The sequence below is a fragment of the Veillonella parvula genome (genome assembly GCF_032472435.1).
GTDB classification, from domain to species: Bacteria; Bacillota; Negativicutes; order Veillonellales; family Veillonellaceae; genus Veillonella; species Veillonella parvula_N.
Window position 1 is genome coordinate 246,042 of sequence record NZ_JAWEGM010000002.1, and the last position, 17,421, is coordinate 263,462.

Consider the following 17,421-nt stretch of genomic DNA (forward strand, 5'->3'; position numbering starts at 1 on the left):
ACAATAGGAAAACGGTCTGTGCTCACACACCACAGACCAAACGTTACACACACTATACTCCCTTAAAGGCCTTGGATCATTAAATCCAAGGTCTTTTTATGCCCATTCTATCAAGGTTGTATTACACCTACACAACATTTCATTCTTATAAAGACAACACACACTAATAACAAAAAAGCCTCCCAGTGGGAGGCCTTTTGCATAAGTTTTATAGGTTTGATAGTTATGTGTTCTATTTCTTAAGCAAAATTCAGCTTAAGGATGTCATTTGTAAGTTTTGAAGGTTTGATCTATAGTTTTCCAAACAAGAGGTACGAAAATTATGCTTTATCTAAAGCTTGTGCCAAGTCTTCGATGATATCATCGATATTTTCAAGGCCGATGGATACACGGATCATATCTGGTGTTACGCCAGCAGATTTTTGTTGTTCTTCGTTAAGTTGTGCATGTGTTGTGGATGCAGGATGGATAACAAGAGATTTAGCATCTGCTACATTGGCAAGGTTGGAGAAGATTTCCAAGGAGTCAACAAGTTTAATACCTGCTTCTTTACCACCTTTTACACCGAATGTGAATACTGCACCAACACCTTTAGGGAAGTATTTATCAGCTAATGCTTTGTATTTGCTGTCTTCTAATTCTGGATAGCTTACCCATGCTACTTTAGGATGTTTGCTCAAGAAATCTACTACTTTACGAGCATTTTCTACGTGACGTTCTACGCGCAAGGACAATGTTTCAATACCTTGCAATATTTGCCATGCTGCAAGTGGAGTAATGCATGCACCAGTATCGCGAAGTAATTGAGCACGAATTTTTACAGTGAATGGGATTGGCAAATCACCAAATACTAAACCATTGTAGTGTTCGTCACCTTCGGAGAAGCCAGGGTATTTACCAGAACCTTTATAGTCGAATTTACCAGATTCTACAACTACGCCAGCCAATGTTGTACCGTGACCACCAAGGTATTTAGTAGCAGAGTGTACAACTACGTCAGCACCATGTTCTAATGGACGGAATAAGTATGGAGATGCAAATGTGTTATCTACGATCAAGATGATATTGTGCTTATGTGCAATATCAGCTATAGCTTGTACATCGATAAGATTAATACCAGGGTTACCAATAGATTCGATATAAACGGCTTTAGTCTTTTCATCGATAGCTGCTTCAAATTCTTCCAAATGATCCGGATTTACGAATTTAGTTTGAATCCCCAAGCGAGGCAATGTAGCAGTAAACAAATTATAAGTACCACCATACAATGTGGATGCAGCAACAATATTATCACCAGCATCTGCTACATTTAAAATAGAGTACGTAACCGCTGCAGAACCAGATGCTACTGCAATACCAGCAGCACCGCCTTCAAGTTCTGCCACACGAGCATCCAATACATCGGTTGTAGGATTGCCAAGGCGGGAATAAATGCCACCAGGATTAGTCAACGCAAAACGACCCGCTGCTTCCTCAGCATCTTTAAATACGAAAGATGTAGTTTGATAAATAGGCACTGCGCGAGCACCTGTTGGATCCACCGTATGTCCGGCATGTAATTGTAATGTTTCAAATCTGTATTGCTTACTCATTATGATAACTCCTTTATATTAATTATATTTTAAGTTCATTCTTTATACCTAGTATAGTACTATGCTTTAAAAAATATGTCTACTATTTTTTACATGGTCTTCTCCATAACTTTAAACTATGGTGAACAAAGGATGATGAAAACTTTTACCAAAACCTCTAAAGCAAGCAAAATCATTTTATAAGAAATAAAATCCCCTAATTACTTCCAAAGAACCAGCTCCCTTGAGAGATGTTAGAAGTAATTAGGGGTACATAGTACTAACAATAAATTAGAAATAAGTACCTAAATTTAGATGTAAGCGCCTAAATTTTTATCCCGTTCAAATTTCATTTTTTGTATTTGTTCAATGATATATGGCGTTTCTTGGTATACATAGTAGTTTAACCAGTTTGTAAATAATAGTGTACTTACAGAGCGCCAGCGCACGATGGGACGTTGTTTCGGATCATTATCCGGAAAGTAGTTTTCAGGAACCGCAATATCCATACCTTTTTTGATATCCCGCACGTACTCACGATTAAGTGTATCCCAATCGTATTCGGCATGACCAAATACAAAGATATGTTTATTGTCTAAACTACGAACGATAGCAGCTCCTGTTGGTTCAGACCCAGCCAAGAGTTCCAAGTCACGATTTTCCTTAATTTGTTGCAACGAAACTGTGGTGTGCCGTGAGTGTGGCATCCAAAACTTTTCATCAAATCCACGCATGAGCACTGGTCGATCATTATAAATATCGTGTTCGTAAACACCAAATAATTTCTCATCCATAATGGATTTATTAATGCCAAAGTGATGATATAAGCCAGCTTGAGCACCCCAACAGATATAAAACGTAGAGTAAACATGCTCTTCGCCCCAGTTCATGATTTCTACGAGTTCAGACCAATAGTCTACCTCTTCAAAAGGCATTAACTCTACAGGAGCACCGGTAATAATCATGCCGTCAAAGAACTGGTCTTTTACTTCATCAAAGGTGCGGTAGAAGGTTTCTAAATATTGTTCATCTGTATTTTTAGCCTTACGAGATGCGGTATGTAAAAGCGTCAAATTAACTTGCAATGGGCTATTACTGAGAGCACGCAAAATTTGCGTTTCCGTTACTTCTTTAGTAGGCATCAAATTGACAAGCAAAATTTGCAAAGGTCGGATTTGTTGATTTTCCGCCCGTTCAGTATCCATGACGAAAATATTCTCTTGAGCTAATTTCGTTATGGCCGGTAAATTTTTTATTACTTTAATAGGCATAGTGTCACCTCTACATATTCTACAATTTGATAACCTAATCTAAACAATTTAAATAAGCTAATTAAAAGCCTTTAGCCTCATAGGCACGACGCCAAGCTTCAAGCCCTTCTTCCAAGATTTTGCGAGGACAAGCAACATTAATACGTTCAAAATCCTCTCCATCGACACCAAACATAGAACCCGTATCGAGCCATAGCTTAGCATCATTGATGATCCATTCGTCTCGCTCTTTAGGGCTAAACGGCAATTGAGAGCAGTCCAGCCACATGAGATAGGTCCCTTCAGGACGATATGCACGAATCTTTGGCATATATTTTGCTACATAGTCGATGGTGAATTGAATATTGTCTTGAATATATTCTTTCAATTCATCAAGCCAAGGAGCCCCGACTTTGTAGGCTCCTTCACAGCCCACAATCCCCATCGTGTTCAATTGGCTATAACCAGCACGGTCAATTTCTTTTATAAAACGACGACGTAAGGAGTCATTTGGAATAAAGATATTACTTACTTGTAAGCCTGCAATGTTAAAAGTCTTGCTAGGCGCTGTACATACAATGCAGTGTTCTGCATAACTTTCACCAAGATCGGCAAAGACCTTGTGCGTATGCCCTTCCCAAACAAAGTCAGCATGGATTTCGTCGCTCACGATGAGCACATTGTGTTTAATACAAATGTCGCCGAGGCGTTTCAACTCATCCTCAGTCCACACGCGCCCTACTGGATTGTGCGGATTACACAAGAGGAATAATGTTACATTCTCCTCGATAATAGCGCGTTCGATACCTTCAAAGTCGATAGTGTATTTTTCGTCGCCTTTGATGAGCGGCACATTGATAAGACGACGATTGTTATCGTCAATAACCATACTAAATGGGTAATACACAGGTTGATTAATGAGCACCCCTTCGCCAACCTCGGTAAAAGCACGAACCGCCATCGCTAAAGCAAATACGATACCAGGCGTTTTAACAAGCCATTTTTGTTCTGGCGTCCAGTTAAAACGCGTAGCAAACCAATTCTTCAACACTTCAAAGTATTCATCGTCAGACTCTGTATAGCCGAAAACACCATGCTTAACACGATCTAATAAGATTTGTTTTAACTCAGGGGGAATTTCAAAATCCATATCCGCTACCCAGAATGGCAACACATCCGCAGGTTTACCGCGCTTTACAGCAAAGTCGTATTTCAATGATTTTGTATGAGTTCTATCTAATATTTGATCAAAATTATATTGTCCCATAGGAACTCCTTTATTTGTTAAAAGCCTGTTCCAAGTCCGCAATCAAGTCTTCTGTATCTTCAATACCTACAGATAAACGCAACAAACGACGTGTAATACCTTTGCGTTCTGCATCTTCAGGTTTTAAATCTGGATGTGTTTGCGTCACAGGATACGTCAACAAGGATTCTGTACCACCAAGACTTTCAGCGAATTGAATAAGCTCAATACCTTCTAATACTTGTTTAGCCGTTTCTTCGCTATCTACTTCGAAGGATAACATGCCGCCAAAGCCTGTTGTTTGAGCTTTATTGATTTCATAGCCCGGATGTTCAGGAAGTCCTGGGAACAATACTTTTGTTACCTTAGGTTGTGTCTTTAGCCATTCCGCAAGAGCAATGGCATTCTTTTGGTGTTGCTCCATACGAAGTGCCAATGTTTTTACGCCGCGAATAACGAGCCAGCTATCCATAGCGGATAGGCATGCACCAACTGTTTTGTATGTTAAACGCAATTTTGCAGCGATTTCTTCATCTTTTACAATAGTAAAGCCAGAAATTACATCATGATGACCACCAATGAATTTGGTACCACTATGAACGACAATATCGGCACCCAAAGTCAATGGCTTTTGGAAATATGGACTTAGAAAAGTATTGTCGATGATTACTAGCGCATTACGTGCATGCGCCATTGCACAGAGTGCACGAATATCGGTAATCTCCATCATAGGATTTGTCGGTGTTTCAATATAAACAGCCTTTGTATTCGGTTTAAAAGCAGCTTTCACCGCATCAAGATCAGAGGTGCCTACATAAGTGAACTCAATGCCGTTCTGTTCATAAATATTTGTGAACATACGGATAGAACCACCATATAAATCATCACCTAAGATGATGTGATCTCCAGGAGAAAATAGGTGGAATACTGCGTCCACAGCTGCCATACCGGAGGAAAATGCCAATGCATCTATCCCCTCTTCAAGGCCAGCTATCAATTGTTCTAAGCGGTCACGTGTTGGATTAGACTCACGTGAATATTGGTAACCTGTTGTATCACCCAACTTTGGATGAGAGAACGTACTAGACATATAGATTGCAGGGGAAATCGCACCGGTATCATCCGGTTTACCACTGCCATGAACGCATTTTGTATTAAACTTCATTCCAATCAACTCCTCATATTTGTATACAATATGTTAATTATAAGAGTAGACAATGATTAAGGTCAACAAAAATGGGCACTCATACATCCTGAGTGCCCCTAAAAAGACATATCTATTTTGAATGGGTTGTCATAACTCTAAGTTAAGTTGACCTAATTTTTAGTGCGTTTAGTAATAAGTAATGCCAAAATAATCCCTAATGACGAAGTTACCAATTGCGGCCAACTAGATACGAAAAGCATGGTATTTACAATCTTTGGTGGAAATTGGAACAAGGAGAAAAACAAGGAATACCCGCCAAAGAGTACGCCGGCTTTTACCAAAGCCGCCACAATAATAAGTAAAAGCTTTGGCTTATGTTGTAACCAATGTGCCACAAATACATACGCTGTCGTGCCAAGAGCCGTAATCAAAATGAACGGCGGTAGCGGTAACATACCTTGTAAATGCGCTACTACCGGAGCGATCCAAGCGATAACGAGACCATTCTTCCAACCATAGCGCCACGTCGCTAAAACAAATGTAGCAGATGTAATGGAACCGATGAGGAACATACTCACTTGGTTTGGAATAAATGGAAACATAAGGCGCAAGCTTTGCGCCAATAAGGCAACGGCCAACAAGAGACCTGTACCTGTAATAGATTTTGTAGACATAAGAACCTCCTACTATACGATATAGATTTTTCAAGAGGTACCTACCTCATATATTAAAACTAAGCTTCTACAAATAATAAACGTGCCCGATCATATACCCAATTATAAACATACGTATAACCTAATATGACTAATGTCATCGTTATATCTGTAACAAAGGCCAGCCAAAAGCTCATATGCATCATGTACATAATAATCGGTACTGTGGCAAACATAAATAAACCTTCAAACAATACCGCATGAACTGTACGGATTACAGGCCCTCGTGCTAATCGATCACCTGGTACTAGTTTATCAAATATCCAGTTAAACACAAAATTCCAAGCCATAGCCAGTAAGGAAAAAATAACCATCAAAGCAAGAGGCTGCCCCTCATGAGGAACAAACTGCATCACAGACCAGCCAATCATAACACAGCCCAACTCATATAAAATCGACTGTACAACACGCTCTGTAGCAGACATAATAATAAACCACCTCCATCAGAAACCCCAAAAAAGATATTTACTATCACATCAATATTATATTTATTTTTTTAGATTTGTCGAGCTCTGTCGAGTTTTGCCATTTTCGGATATAAAGGAAGCTACTCGTAGTGTTCTTTAAACTCGACTTGCTTTTCCCAAAGTGAGTATTGCCATTTCAGGATAAAAGAAGCCGCCATATGTCTGTCCAGCGACTTGCCCTCCCGAAGTGAGCTATGCCATTTTCGGATATAAAGGAAGCCCCTCGTAGCGTTCTGTAAGCTCGACTTGCTTTTCCCAAAGTGAGTATTGCCATTTCAGGATAAAAGAAGCCGCCATATGTCTGTCCAGCGACTTGCAGCGAATGGAGCGCAGAGAGACATATGGCGGCGGAAAGCCTATCCTAAAAGTGGCATTACGAACTGAATCCATGGAATACCCACCACAATAAATATCGCAAGGTAGATAATCCCAAAGATAGCACCTAATTTCCAGAATTCAGGGCCTTTATTATAACCACTAGCAAACCAAATTGGGCTATGACCAGTACCATATGGTGTAAGGATACCCATAATACCCATTGGTACTAAAAGAATTAACATAACTTGAGCTGGATCAACACCAGGAATTTGAAGAATTAGAGTAGCAAACAAGCCTACCATAGCTGTTACATAAGCAGTGCCAGAAGCAAAGAAGTAACGAAGTAAGCAAAATGCTAATAACAAGCCAAGAACAGCCATTGTTGGATCTAAAGAAACTAAAGAACCACCTGCAGATTTAGCAAGCCATTCCAAGAAGCCTACATTCTTAAGCCCAGAAGCCATCGGCACAAGTGTGGCAAACCAAGTCAAAACATTCCATGCTGGTTTGTTAGCAAGGAAATCTTGCCAAGTCATAATCTTAGTAAAAATCATCAAGATAATAACAATTAAAGCCGTTGTAGTTGGGTTGATTTTAAATGTAGAAGCACCAATCCACAATACGAGAGCCAATACAGAAATCAAGGCCATGAAGATTTCACTGCGTGTCATGGAGCCTAATTTCTTATATTCATCCTTTGCCCATGCTGCAATTTCAGGGGAACCTTTTACCTCCGGTTTGCAGAATACATACGTCAACAATGGTGTAATGATAAATAGAATAATACCTACTGGCAAGAATGCTAAGAACCATGTACCCCAGTTGGCAGCTACGATACCCGACTTAGCAGACAATTCAAGAGCCAATGGATTTGGCGCCGCACCAGTCAAGAAAATAGAACTAGATACACAAGTTGTTGCCAATGCTACCCAATTTAAATAAGAACCAATTTTACGAGGATTCTTATCTGGATAAGAATCGAACATCGGACAAATACTGGATACGATTGGATAAATCGTACCACCAGAACGAGCCGCATTACTTGGAATAAATGGAGCCAACACAAGGTCAGTAATAGCAATGGCATAACCAAGGCCTAAAGAGGACTTTCCAAGCTTGGCTACGAGGAACAATGCAATACGTCGGCCAAGGCCAGAATTTTCATAACCGATACCGATCATAAATGCTGCGAATATCAACCACACGATGGCATTAGAGAAACCGCTAAGCCCCCAGCTGATAGCTTGAGCATCCGTAATAGCCTTTGCTACACCAGTTGCTTTATCCACAATAGGTGCTGGACCAACCTTAAATAACATAGATACGGTAACAGCAATGATACCGATAAAAGCTGGTGGCATTGGTTCTAAAATCAACCCCACCACGAGGCCTGCAAAAATACTTACATAAATCCAAGAATTTGGACTAAGGCCTTCAGGCGCACCGATGAGCCATACAAGAATAGCTACTACAAGCGGTGCGAATAATTTCCAATTCAACTTCATTAGGAACACTCCTTACTAAAAATAAAACTACAAAATTGCAAATACAGTATAGCAGAATATTTTTAGTGAAAATATAATATTCGTCATAATACTTATTGATTGATACTAAACTTTTAGTAATAGTTTTTACTAGATATTTTTGGTTTTATACAATATAATATAAACATCGAAAATTACTAATATATCGAAAGATATGTCGAAAGGATTGAAATGAAGCTAATTTCTAATTATATAAAACCTTTATGGTTTTCTATTATCATAGTGTCACTTCTTTCGTTACTCAATGTAGCAGGCACTTTATATATACCAACCTTAACGGCTACCATCATCAATGACGGTGTCCTCCATGGTGATTTAGAGATGATTACTAACTCTAGTGCAACGATTCTTATCGTTGCACTATTAACAGTATCGTCTGCCATCCTAGGTGTTGCTATGAGCGCTCATATTTCAGCCTCTATAGGCAAAATATTGCGCGACAATTTAGTGAAAGCTATACAAGCCTTTTCACTACGCGACTTTACACACTTTGGTACAGGCACCATACTCATGCGGACCAGCCGAGACGTTGAGAAAATTCAATCAGTTCTAGGAGAAGGTTTAAATATGATTCTCCCTATGCCTCTCATGATATGTATTGGTCTAGGACTAACCTTCTATAAGAGCTGGCAACTAGGTCTCGTCATCCTCGCTGTTATGGCGTTCATGATACTAACCATAATCTTTATTGAAAGTCGCGCCTTACCTATTATTAAAGCATTACAACTAAAACTAGATACTATTACCGATATGGTACGTGATCATATTGTGGGCATGCCTGTTATACGAGCTTTCAATAGAAGACATTACGAAAATACTAAAGAAATAGAAATTTTTACAGAAACAGCTCAACTTAATAAAAGATTACGCCAAACCTTTGCTATTGGTTTACCGACTATATTAATTCTCTTTAACATGAGTACCGTTGCTATCCTTTGGCTCGGAGGCTATAACGTAAGCATAGGCTCCCTACAAATAGGTGACATTATGGCTGTTATTGAGTACGCTAATCTTATTCTCTTAAGCATGCTCATGGCTATTTTCGTCATCATAGATATACCCGAAGCTATCGTATGTTACACCCGTATTCGAGAATTATTGGAACACGAAAACTCTGATACATTCCCTGAACCATATAATAAAAATACAAATTTAGACACCTATTATATAGTTAACCAAAAAGATAGTAAAAATTTTATAGATTTGGCATCGGCATCGGCATCGGCATCGGCATCGGCATCGGCATCGGCATCGGCAAACGATGATACTCCACTTCTGGAATTTCGCAATGTTACGTTCCGTTACGATAATGCAGAATCGCCGGCTTTAGAAAATATTTCCTTTACCGTTCATCACGGTGAAACATTGGCTATTATGGGTGACATTGGTTCTGGTAAAAGTACGATTACAAACCTAATCCCTCGCCTATTCTCCATTGAGTCTGGAGACATTCTCTTCAAAGGCAAATCCATCTATGAATGGAATGTAGATGACTTACGCTCACGCATCGGTTATGTCCCACAAAAAGCCTACTTATTTACAGGGACTGTAGAAATGAACATCCGTTACGGTGCTGCACCAAGCCAAGATATTTCAGTTCAAGATATAGAAAATGCATGCCAATTATCTAAGGCGGATGAATTTATTAGTCGCCTTGAAGGTGGTTACCAATATATCGTCTCCCAAGGTGGTACTAATCTATCTGGAGGTCAACGCCAACGTCTTGCCATGGCTAGAGCGCTCGTGCGCAAACCTGATTTATTTATATTCGATGATAGTTTCTCTGCTCTCGACGGCACCACAGAGCGTGCCGTTCGCACCGTATTACATGAGGAATTGCAAAAGGACAATCGCCCCGCTCTCATCTCTGTAGAGCAAAAAGTAAGTGCTGCCAAAAAGGCAGACCACATCTTAATCATCAACAGAGGTCAAGTGGCAGGGTATGGCACTCATGATGAGTTAGCTGAAAACTCTACCGTATATAAACAAATTTTAGCATCTCAGGAGTTGACAGCATGAGCCCATTACGTCGTTTCCTGATCGATTCTAAAAGCCAATGGGGTTGGCTAGCACTACTCATCTTAGCCCTTATCACAGCAGCTATGTTTGAGGTATCAGCTCCAGTATTACTTGGCAAGGTCGTAGATGCTATTATCAGTGGATTACAAACAAACCAAGACATTAATACCATATTCGCCTCTATTGATACAATCATCCTCTGGCTTATTGCCATCTATGGAGGTCATGCTTTATTCACATACTTCGGCGAATACATGATGGCCTCCATTGGATCAAAAACAGTGCTCGCCTTGCGTACACGCATGAGTACTCACTTATACTCATTGCCTATCGAATACTTTCACGATCACCAACGTGGTGATCTTCTAAGCCGTCTAACCTCTGATTTGGATGCCGTTGCTGAAACGATAGGTGAAGGTGTGCCTGGTCTCGTGTCCGCCATTATCGGAATCATCGGCGCCACTGCAATGATGCTCTGGATCAGTCCAATTTTGGGAACATCCATCATCGTCATCATACTGATTGGTATCGTATGCTTAACGTGGCTATCTAAACGAGCCCGCCTCGTGTATCTTAGAAATCAGAATGCATTAGGAGCTTTCAACAGTGGCATAGAAGAAATCGTTGTAGGCAAGCCAATTATTCAAACCTTTGGTCTAGAAGAGACTACAACTCGCCAAGTAAATATACTGAATGACAATCTATTTAAAAGTATGCGAAATGCTGCTTTCACCAGTCAGCTTGTAGAGCCTCTCGTAAAATTTTTAAATCAATTTACCTATTGCCTCGTCGCTATTCAAGGCGGTCTCATGGTATTACGTGGGTCCATTTCCATTGGGGATATTCAGGCATTCTTCCTCTATGTAGGTCAGGTATCCGATCCCCTATCTCGTAGTTCCTATATTATGACAAAATTCCAAGAAACCGCTGCCGCCTTAGGCCGTATTTACGAGGTAATTGATGCCCCATCTGAAATTGATGATGGAAAATTGACATTATCCAACAGCTCATCAAAAACTGATAGAGACGCTATTAGTACTAACACATCTATGACGGCCAATCAACCAAGTAATCAAGCTCATACGGGGACAATTGATTTTGAGCATGTTGATTTTGGTTATACACCGTCCAATGTGTTTATGAAGGATATTAATATTCACATTCCAGCTGGCTCTATGGTAGCCATCGTAGGGCCTACCGGAGCTGGCAAATCCACATTAGTGAATCTCATCATGCGCTTCTATGACATTAAAAATGGTCGCATCACCATTGACGGTGTGGATATTCGGGATTTATCTCGTGAAAGCTTACATAATACGGTAGGAATGGTATTGCAAGACGCTTGGATTTTCACGGGTACTATCGCCGATAACATTGGCTACGGCAAGCCAAATGCTACACGTGAAGAAATCGAGTATGTCGCAAGGCTTGCCATGGCAGATCACTTTATCCGTACATTACCCAATGGATATGATACGATGCTCAACCGAGGTGGTGATGATCTCTCCCAAGGTCAACGCCAATTAATTACCATCGCTCGGGCCTTCTTAGCTGATCCTAGCATTCTCATCCTTGACGAAGCAACGGCTAACGTAGATACCCGTACCGAAGTAGAGGTTCAAAAAGCGATGAACACACTCCTCAAAGGTCGAACCAGTATCGTAATCGCCCATCGCTTGTCTACAATAAAAAATGCGGACTTCCTACTAGTGGTAGAAAACGGCACCATTGTAGAACAAGGGACACATGATGAACTCATGACACTTAACGGATACTATAAGAAACTATATGAAAACTATGCTGTAGGAATGACAGTATAGAATAATAATTTTATCAATCTTACACATGGAAATCTCCTGAGATTATTCTGTAAACGGCAAAATAACCGCTGACAAGTAGTAACTTATCAGCGGTTATTTTATTTGTGCACATGTATAGTACGTTTTTCTATCAATTATTCACCTTTTGGTACAAACCATAAACCGTTATTATTTTTTTCCATGTAGTCCTTAAATTCTTGAGAATGATAAGCTGCTACAATATCTTTTGCCCATTGAGCCTCTTTGTTTTTCTCGTTAACTACAAGTTGTAATAACCATTGTGGCAATACATCCTCATTTGCCAATGCAGATTTAGGGTCAATTTTTGCATTATAAATGATAGCTCCTGTAATAACAATATAATCAAAATCAGTACGTACAGAAGGAATTGTAAGGGACTTCATTTCTGTAAATTTAAGATGTTTAGGATTTTCAATAATATCTGCTTGTGTGACTGTCGCTAAGTCTTTATTAGGATCAAGTTTAATCCAACCGATTTTTTGCAACAACGCATAAGCACGAGCCATGTTAGATGCATCATTAGGAACTGCAATAGTATCGCCATCAGCTACTTGATCTAAAGATGTCTTAGAACCACTAAAGATACCAGCTGGCACTGTTGGAATTGGAGTCAATGCTACAAGATGACCATTTTGTTTTTCGTTGAAGTTTTTCATGTATGCTGTATGTTGTTCAACATTAAAATCCACTTCACCATCACTCAATACTTGGTCTGCTTGTACCAAGTCAGACATATCTACACCTTTGAAGGTATAGCCTTGTTTTTCTAAAATTGGTTTTACACCTTTTTCAAACAATTCAGAATAAGGGCCTTGAGATTTACTATAGGTTAATTCTTTTTTAGCACCATTATCACTATTATTAGAACCACAACCTGCGATAAAAGCTACGCTAAATACTAATGCCACACCAAGGGCAAGGATTTTTTTAAATTTCATAGTACATTCTCCTATACTTTCACAATCCATATAACTAAAATCTATTTCATCAAATTAGGAACGACGCGCACGACGTGCAAAGTAGTTACCTATTGTTTGAATAATTTGAACAAAAATAATTAAAATAACAACGGTAAATAACATCAATGGAAAGTTCAACCGTTCATAACCATAAGTAAGGGCCAAATCACCTACACCACCAGCACCAATGGCACCAGCCATAGCAGTAGCACCGATAAGACCTATGGTACCTGTTGTAATAGATAGAATAAGCGAACCCTTTGCCTCTGGTAAAAGGAAATGCCAAATCACCTCAAAATGAGAGGCCCCCATCGACTGTGCAGCCTCAATAATGCCTTTATTGACCTCTAAAATAGAGTTTTCAAAGAGTCGAGCAAGATACGGCGCAATGAATATAACAAGCGGTACGATGGCCGCTGTTGTACCAACACGAGTACCAACAATCATCTTTGTTAATGGCAAGATAAACACCATCAAAATGATAAATGGTACAGAACGCACGATATTAACAATTGTATTTGTTATAGTATAGACCACACTATTTTTAATGATGCCATTAGGATTTGTCACCACTAGTGTAACTGCGATAATTAGACCTAGTACGGTACCAATGAATAAAGACAGGAACACCATATATAATGTCTGTTCTGCAGCTAGTACTAACTGTGAACCTGGAACTCCAAGTTCTTGCATAAAGAAGTCCATTATAGTGTCACCTCCTGCCATTCGATGCCTTGTGTCACAAGATACTCTTTTACCTTGCCCACTTCCAAATCATCACCAATAAACTGAACAATGAAAATACCAAGTACCGTATGCTCTAACTCTGTTACCGTAGCAAACAACACACTCGTTTCTAAATCAAAAGCTTTATTAATATGATATAGCACATTATCAGTTGTATTATTTCCTAAGAAGTGCATTTTAAGTATTGTGTAAGGCCTTTTATCACAAGCCAAGGTATGTTTCACTGTAGATGGGATTTCATCAGGAATAACAGTCCTAACAAATCGTTTTGTTGTTTCATGCTTAGGTTTACTAAACACCTCAAGTACAGAACCTCTCTCGATAAGCTTCCCATGTTCCATAACTACAACGCGATTACATATCTTTTGGATTACATCTATCTCATGAGTTACGATAACGACTGTTACCCCTAGTTCACGATTAACGCGTTCTAATAATTGAAGAATAGACTCTGTTGTATCTGGATCAAGAGCACTTGTTGCTTCATCGCAAAGCAGAATTGATGGATCTGTAGCCAACGCACGAGCAATACCAACGCGCTGCTTTTGACCACCAGATAATTCTCCTGGATAGGCATTTGCTTTATCACCTAAATCAACAAAGTCTAACAAGGTTTTAACCTTGTTATCAATCTCTGATTTAGAAACTTTATTTAGAATTAATGGAATCCCCACATTATCATACACAGATTTAGCATTCAATAAATTGAACTGTTGAAACACCATGCCGATGCGCTTACGAACCTTTCTGAGCGCATTAAAACTTAAGCCATTGATATTCACACCATCTATTTCAACATGACCAGAGGTAGGTACCTCTAAAGCATTAATCATGCGTAACAGTGTAGATTTACCGGCTCCACTAAAGCCAATAATGCCAAATATGTCGCCTTTTTCTATGGTAAAGTTTACATCAGATAATGCAGTAACCTTTTGCTTATTAACATCAAACTCTTTCGTTACATTTCGTATAGCAATCACTGTACCGCCTCTTTTTTCCTTCAATTTAGTAGGAGTTAAATTTAAATTTAAAACATATCTATAAAGTATGATTTAATTATGTACTTAGATTACTACAATTTATAAGGACTGTCAAACCAAAAAGAACCTCACCAATTAAAAGGTTGAGGTTCTTTTATTATATAGCTCTTATCTTATAAGTAAGGGTTTACATCCCTATTCATCTAATTATATATTTTTTACATCAAACCAAAGCGATTCAGACACTAACAAAATAACTTATCTATATTGATTAAAAAGGTATAAAGATCCTAGTATAATAGGCGCCCCTATATAGAGCCCCATATTAGGTATTTCTCCCAATAAAAATGCTGCTACAATAGCTGCCACTATGGGAGAGATATACATAAAGTTGGTTACATCAGAAACCTTTTCAGCATGTTCCAAAGCATAGCTCCAGAATACAAAACCTAATGCACTGGATAGAAATGCTAAATAGGCCATAGCAAACTTTGCGCTAATCGGTGCCACCACAATCAATTCAATAGCATGTTCCGCAAAGGGCAATGCCATAATAGCCCCCGTAAACATAGACCACATGGCGATAGTGATAGGCTTATAGCCTTTTAAACTAAGTCCACGATTAAGGATATTGTAAACCGCAAAGAGTGTCATTCCTAGCAAGGTCCATAATGCACCTGTAGGAATTGTAAGGGCTGAATTCCAAAGAATGATTATGGCTACACCAATAAAAGCCGTTATTGTAAATAACCATCCTATGGGCCGTATTTTATCTTTATAAACAATCATGGCCATCAGTGCTGTCGTCATCGGAGTCAAGGCCATAATAATACTGGATGTGGCCGCTGGAATTGTGCGCAAGCCTTCATTAAAAACAACTTGGTAAAGAAAATTCCCTGTAGCACCTAACAGAATATATAGTCTCCACTCACGCCATGTTGTCGGTATATGTAGCCCTTTTACAACACCGATTACCAGCATAAGTAAAGCGCCACCCATGACCCTTGCCACAGACAATGTCAACGAATCTACTGACTGTAATGCGATTTTACTGAAAGGAAATGCAGTAGCCCACACCGCAATAGTAGCAGAAGCACCTAAAAGTGCTTTCTTTCGATTTGTCATTAACATCCACCTTTCAATAGCATTCGCCTATACAATCTTATAATCCACTTTGATTAACGTATATTCTATCCAAATTATTTCTATCTTGATTCATTCTACCAAGATCATGTTATCTACATGTTTTATAGCTTAATAACACTATCTCAATAGTACCATAATATACCCCTAACACTACAATAAATTAAATCATACTTTTTATTCCTATGAAGGGGATGATTTCTTCCTTATGGGACCTACAAAATGTGTAACAAAGTCGTTGGAACAAGTAATAACGCTTTATGAAAACTATGATATAGGAATCCCCTATAATTAAGGCAACTAGTTACTTAGCTTGACTATCGTGAGTTCACTATTGATTCCATTAATTTCAATTTGATTTTCTGATTCAGCCACGGAAAAATCGTCTACAAGATTTCCATGTTCTTCAAAGAGCAATTTAGTGCGAACACCTTTTTTCACCGCTTTGAAAGCATACTCGTGAGAGACATACAGACGAGATTTCGCCGATATCTGATTCACATCAATTCGCCCCGTATAATCTGCTACATATATCTCCATTGGAGAGTTGTTATCCAGCTCTATATGACTGTTACCGCCGGCAATATGAATTTCTTTAACCGCTCCGTCTAACTCAAACTTTTCACTAATAATATCAAATAGTTCTAGTTTTTCACAATGGGTCGCTAGCTCCGTATCTCCCATATATTTTTCAGGCAAATTTATAAAAATCCACAAATGTTCTTTTACAAGCTCTTCAGATAAGGATTTGGAACGATTTACATCCACATCGATACGCCTTTTTATATCATCGATTTTTACTTTCACCAGTTCCGTCAAATTTTCAATAGTATCACTGACCAGTTGAACCTTTATCTTCTCACCCTCTCCAGCTCTCATTTTTACGTGATTAACAGAACCCAGTTTAATGTCGAAATGTTTTATCTCATCGATATCGTATTCTACGATACTTTCATAAGGATATCGAGGTTTAACCGCTTCTTCTGAAAGCAATTCATCCACAGAGACATTGAATACACCTGAAAGGGCCTTTAAATTTGAAATATCCGGCATTCCATTGCCCGATTCCCACTTTGTTATGGCCTGTCTCGACACATTAAGTGTTTCTGCTAATTTCCCCTGAGATAATCCAGATTGTTTTCTATACTCCCGTAATTTTTCATTAAAATCCATAATGTGACCTCCTATTTTAGGCAATATCAGTTACTCTTCAACAAGAGCTGCTCAGAGTATAGTATATGATGTCAGTGAAGAAAAGAAACGCTTGTTTTCCTGGCTGGCAACGTTCCGTAGCATTCCAATATGCGTGCATTTATAAAGACTTACAGGCTGATTCTGTACAAGATATAAACGACCTCCGAACAGTACACAAATATAAACTATCCGATCATATTATTGAATAATCCGCCTTCATCCTCTTTAATAAAATTTTTATTGCCTTTATTAATATTGATATGCAATTTCATATTATTATGT

Annotated in this window: 15 protein-coding genes; 3 read left to right on the forward strand and 12 right to left on the reverse strand. The window is 38.9% G+C overall.

All coding sequences use genetic code 11. The annotated features are described in order from the left end of the window. Positions 1-320: 320 nt before the first annotated feature. From E7A03_RS04250 to E7A03_RS04280, 7 genes are all read right to left on the reverse strand, one after another. Complete coding sequence (locus E7A03_RS04250) at positions 321-1,592, reverse strand: O-acetylhomoserine aminocarboxypropyltransferase/cysteine synthase family protein (RefSeq protein WP_128114416.1); 1,272 nt, start codon at positions 1,590-1,592, stop codon at positions 321-323. Between the two features lie 290 nt (positions 1,593-1,882). Next, positions 1,883-2,842: a homoserine O-acetyltransferase MetA gene (gene metA, locus E7A03_RS04255; protein WP_004697897.1), complete on the reverse strand. Its 960-nt coding sequence runs from the start codon at positions 2,840-2,842 to the stop codon at positions 1,883-1,885. Positions 2,843-2,903: 61 nt separating this feature from the next. Beyond that, entirely contained in the window at positions 2,904-4,088 is a 1,185-nt protein-coding gene (locus tag E7A03_RS04260) for a MalY/PatB family protein (RefSeq protein WP_302943611.1), read from the reverse strand. Between the two features lie 10 nt (positions 4,089-4,098). After that, a complete protein-coding gene (locus E7A03_RS04265; protein ID WP_316073720.1) occupies positions 4,099-5,232 on the reverse strand; it encodes a trans-sulfuration enzyme family protein in 1,134 nt (377 codons plus the stop codon). Between the two features lie 152 nt (positions 5,233-5,384). Then, positions 5,385-5,888, reverse strand: coding sequence for an ECF transporter S component (locus E7A03_RS04270; RefSeq protein WP_101928728.1), 504 nt, complete (start codon positions 5,886-5,888; stop codon positions 5,385-5,387). 59 nt (positions 5,889-5,947) lie between these two features. Further along, entirely contained in the window at positions 5,948-6,352 is a 405-nt protein-coding gene (locus E7A03_RS04275; RefSeq protein WP_316073722.1) for a PACE efflux transporter, read from the reverse strand. Between the two features lie 398 nt (positions 6,353-6,750). Further along, a complete protein-coding gene (locus tag E7A03_RS04280; RefSeq protein WP_101928726.1) occupies positions 6,751-8,217 on the reverse strand; it encodes a DASS family sodium-coupled anion symporter in 1,467 nt (488 codons plus the stop codon). A gap of 210 nt (positions 8,218-8,427) precedes the next feature. Between E7A03_RS04280 and E7A03_RS04285 the strand changes: the two genes are divergently transcribed. Together E7A03_RS04285 and E7A03_RS04290 are read left to right on the forward strand one after the other, a co-directional pair. Continuing rightward, a complete protein-coding gene (locus tag E7A03_RS04285; protein WP_316073723.1) occupies positions 8,428-10,275 on the forward strand; it encodes an ABC transporter ATP-binding protein in 1,848 nt (615 codons plus the stop codon). Further along, positions 10,272-12,095, forward strand: a complete 1,824-nt coding sequence (locus E7A03_RS04290) for an ABC transporter ATP-binding protein (RefSeq protein WP_155086340.1) — start codon at positions 10,272-10,274, stop codon at positions 12,093-12,095. Before E7A03_RS04285 ends, E7A03_RS04290 begins: the two co-directional genes overlap by 4 nt. 134 nt (positions 12,096-12,229) lie before the next feature. On the opposite strand, the gene E7A03_RS04295 is transcribed toward E7A03_RS04290, so the two are convergent. From E7A03_RS04295 to E7A03_RS04315, 5 genes are all read right to left on the reverse strand, one after another. Next, complete coding sequence (locus E7A03_RS04295; protein ID WP_287501342.1) at positions 12,230-13,054, reverse strand: MetQ/NlpA family ABC transporter substrate-binding protein; 825 nt, start codon at positions 13,052-13,054, stop codon at positions 12,230-12,232. A 54-nt stretch (positions 13,055-13,108) separates the two neighbouring features. Next, positions 13,109-13,780 (reverse strand): methionine ABC transporter permease, encoded by a 672-nt coding sequence (locus E7A03_RS04300; RefSeq protein ID WP_004693945.1) that lies wholly within the window; start codon positions 13,778-13,780, stop codon positions 13,109-13,111. After that, positions 13,780-14,802 carry a methionine ABC transporter ATP-binding protein gene (locus E7A03_RS04305; protein ID WP_316073809.1) on the reverse strand — a complete coding sequence of 341 codons (1,023 nt, stop codon included), beginning with the start codon at positions 14,800-14,802 and terminating at the stop codon, positions 13,780-13,782. Before E7A03_RS04305 ends, E7A03_RS04300 begins: the two co-directional genes overlap by 1 nt. Positions 14,803-15,060: 258 nt before the next feature. Next, positions 15,061-15,927, reverse strand: coding sequence for a DMT family transporter (locus E7A03_RS04310; protein WP_205112843.1), 867 nt, complete (start codon positions 15,925-15,927; stop codon positions 15,061-15,063). A gap of 318 nt (positions 15,928-16,245) precedes the next feature. Then, entirely contained in the window at positions 16,246-17,118 is an 873-nt protein-coding gene (locus E7A03_RS04315; RefSeq protein WP_316073724.1) for a helix-turn-helix domain-containing protein, read from the reverse strand. Between the two features lie 68 nt (positions 17,119-17,186). On the opposite strand from E7A03_RS04315, the gene E7A03_RS04320 reads away from it, so the two are divergent. Beyond that, positions 17,187-17,348 (forward strand): hypothetical protein, encoded by a 162-nt coding sequence (locus E7A03_RS04320; RefSeq protein ID WP_316073725.1) that lies wholly within the window; start codon positions 17,187-17,189, stop codon positions 17,346-17,348. Positions 17,349-17,421: the final 73 nt, after the last annotated feature.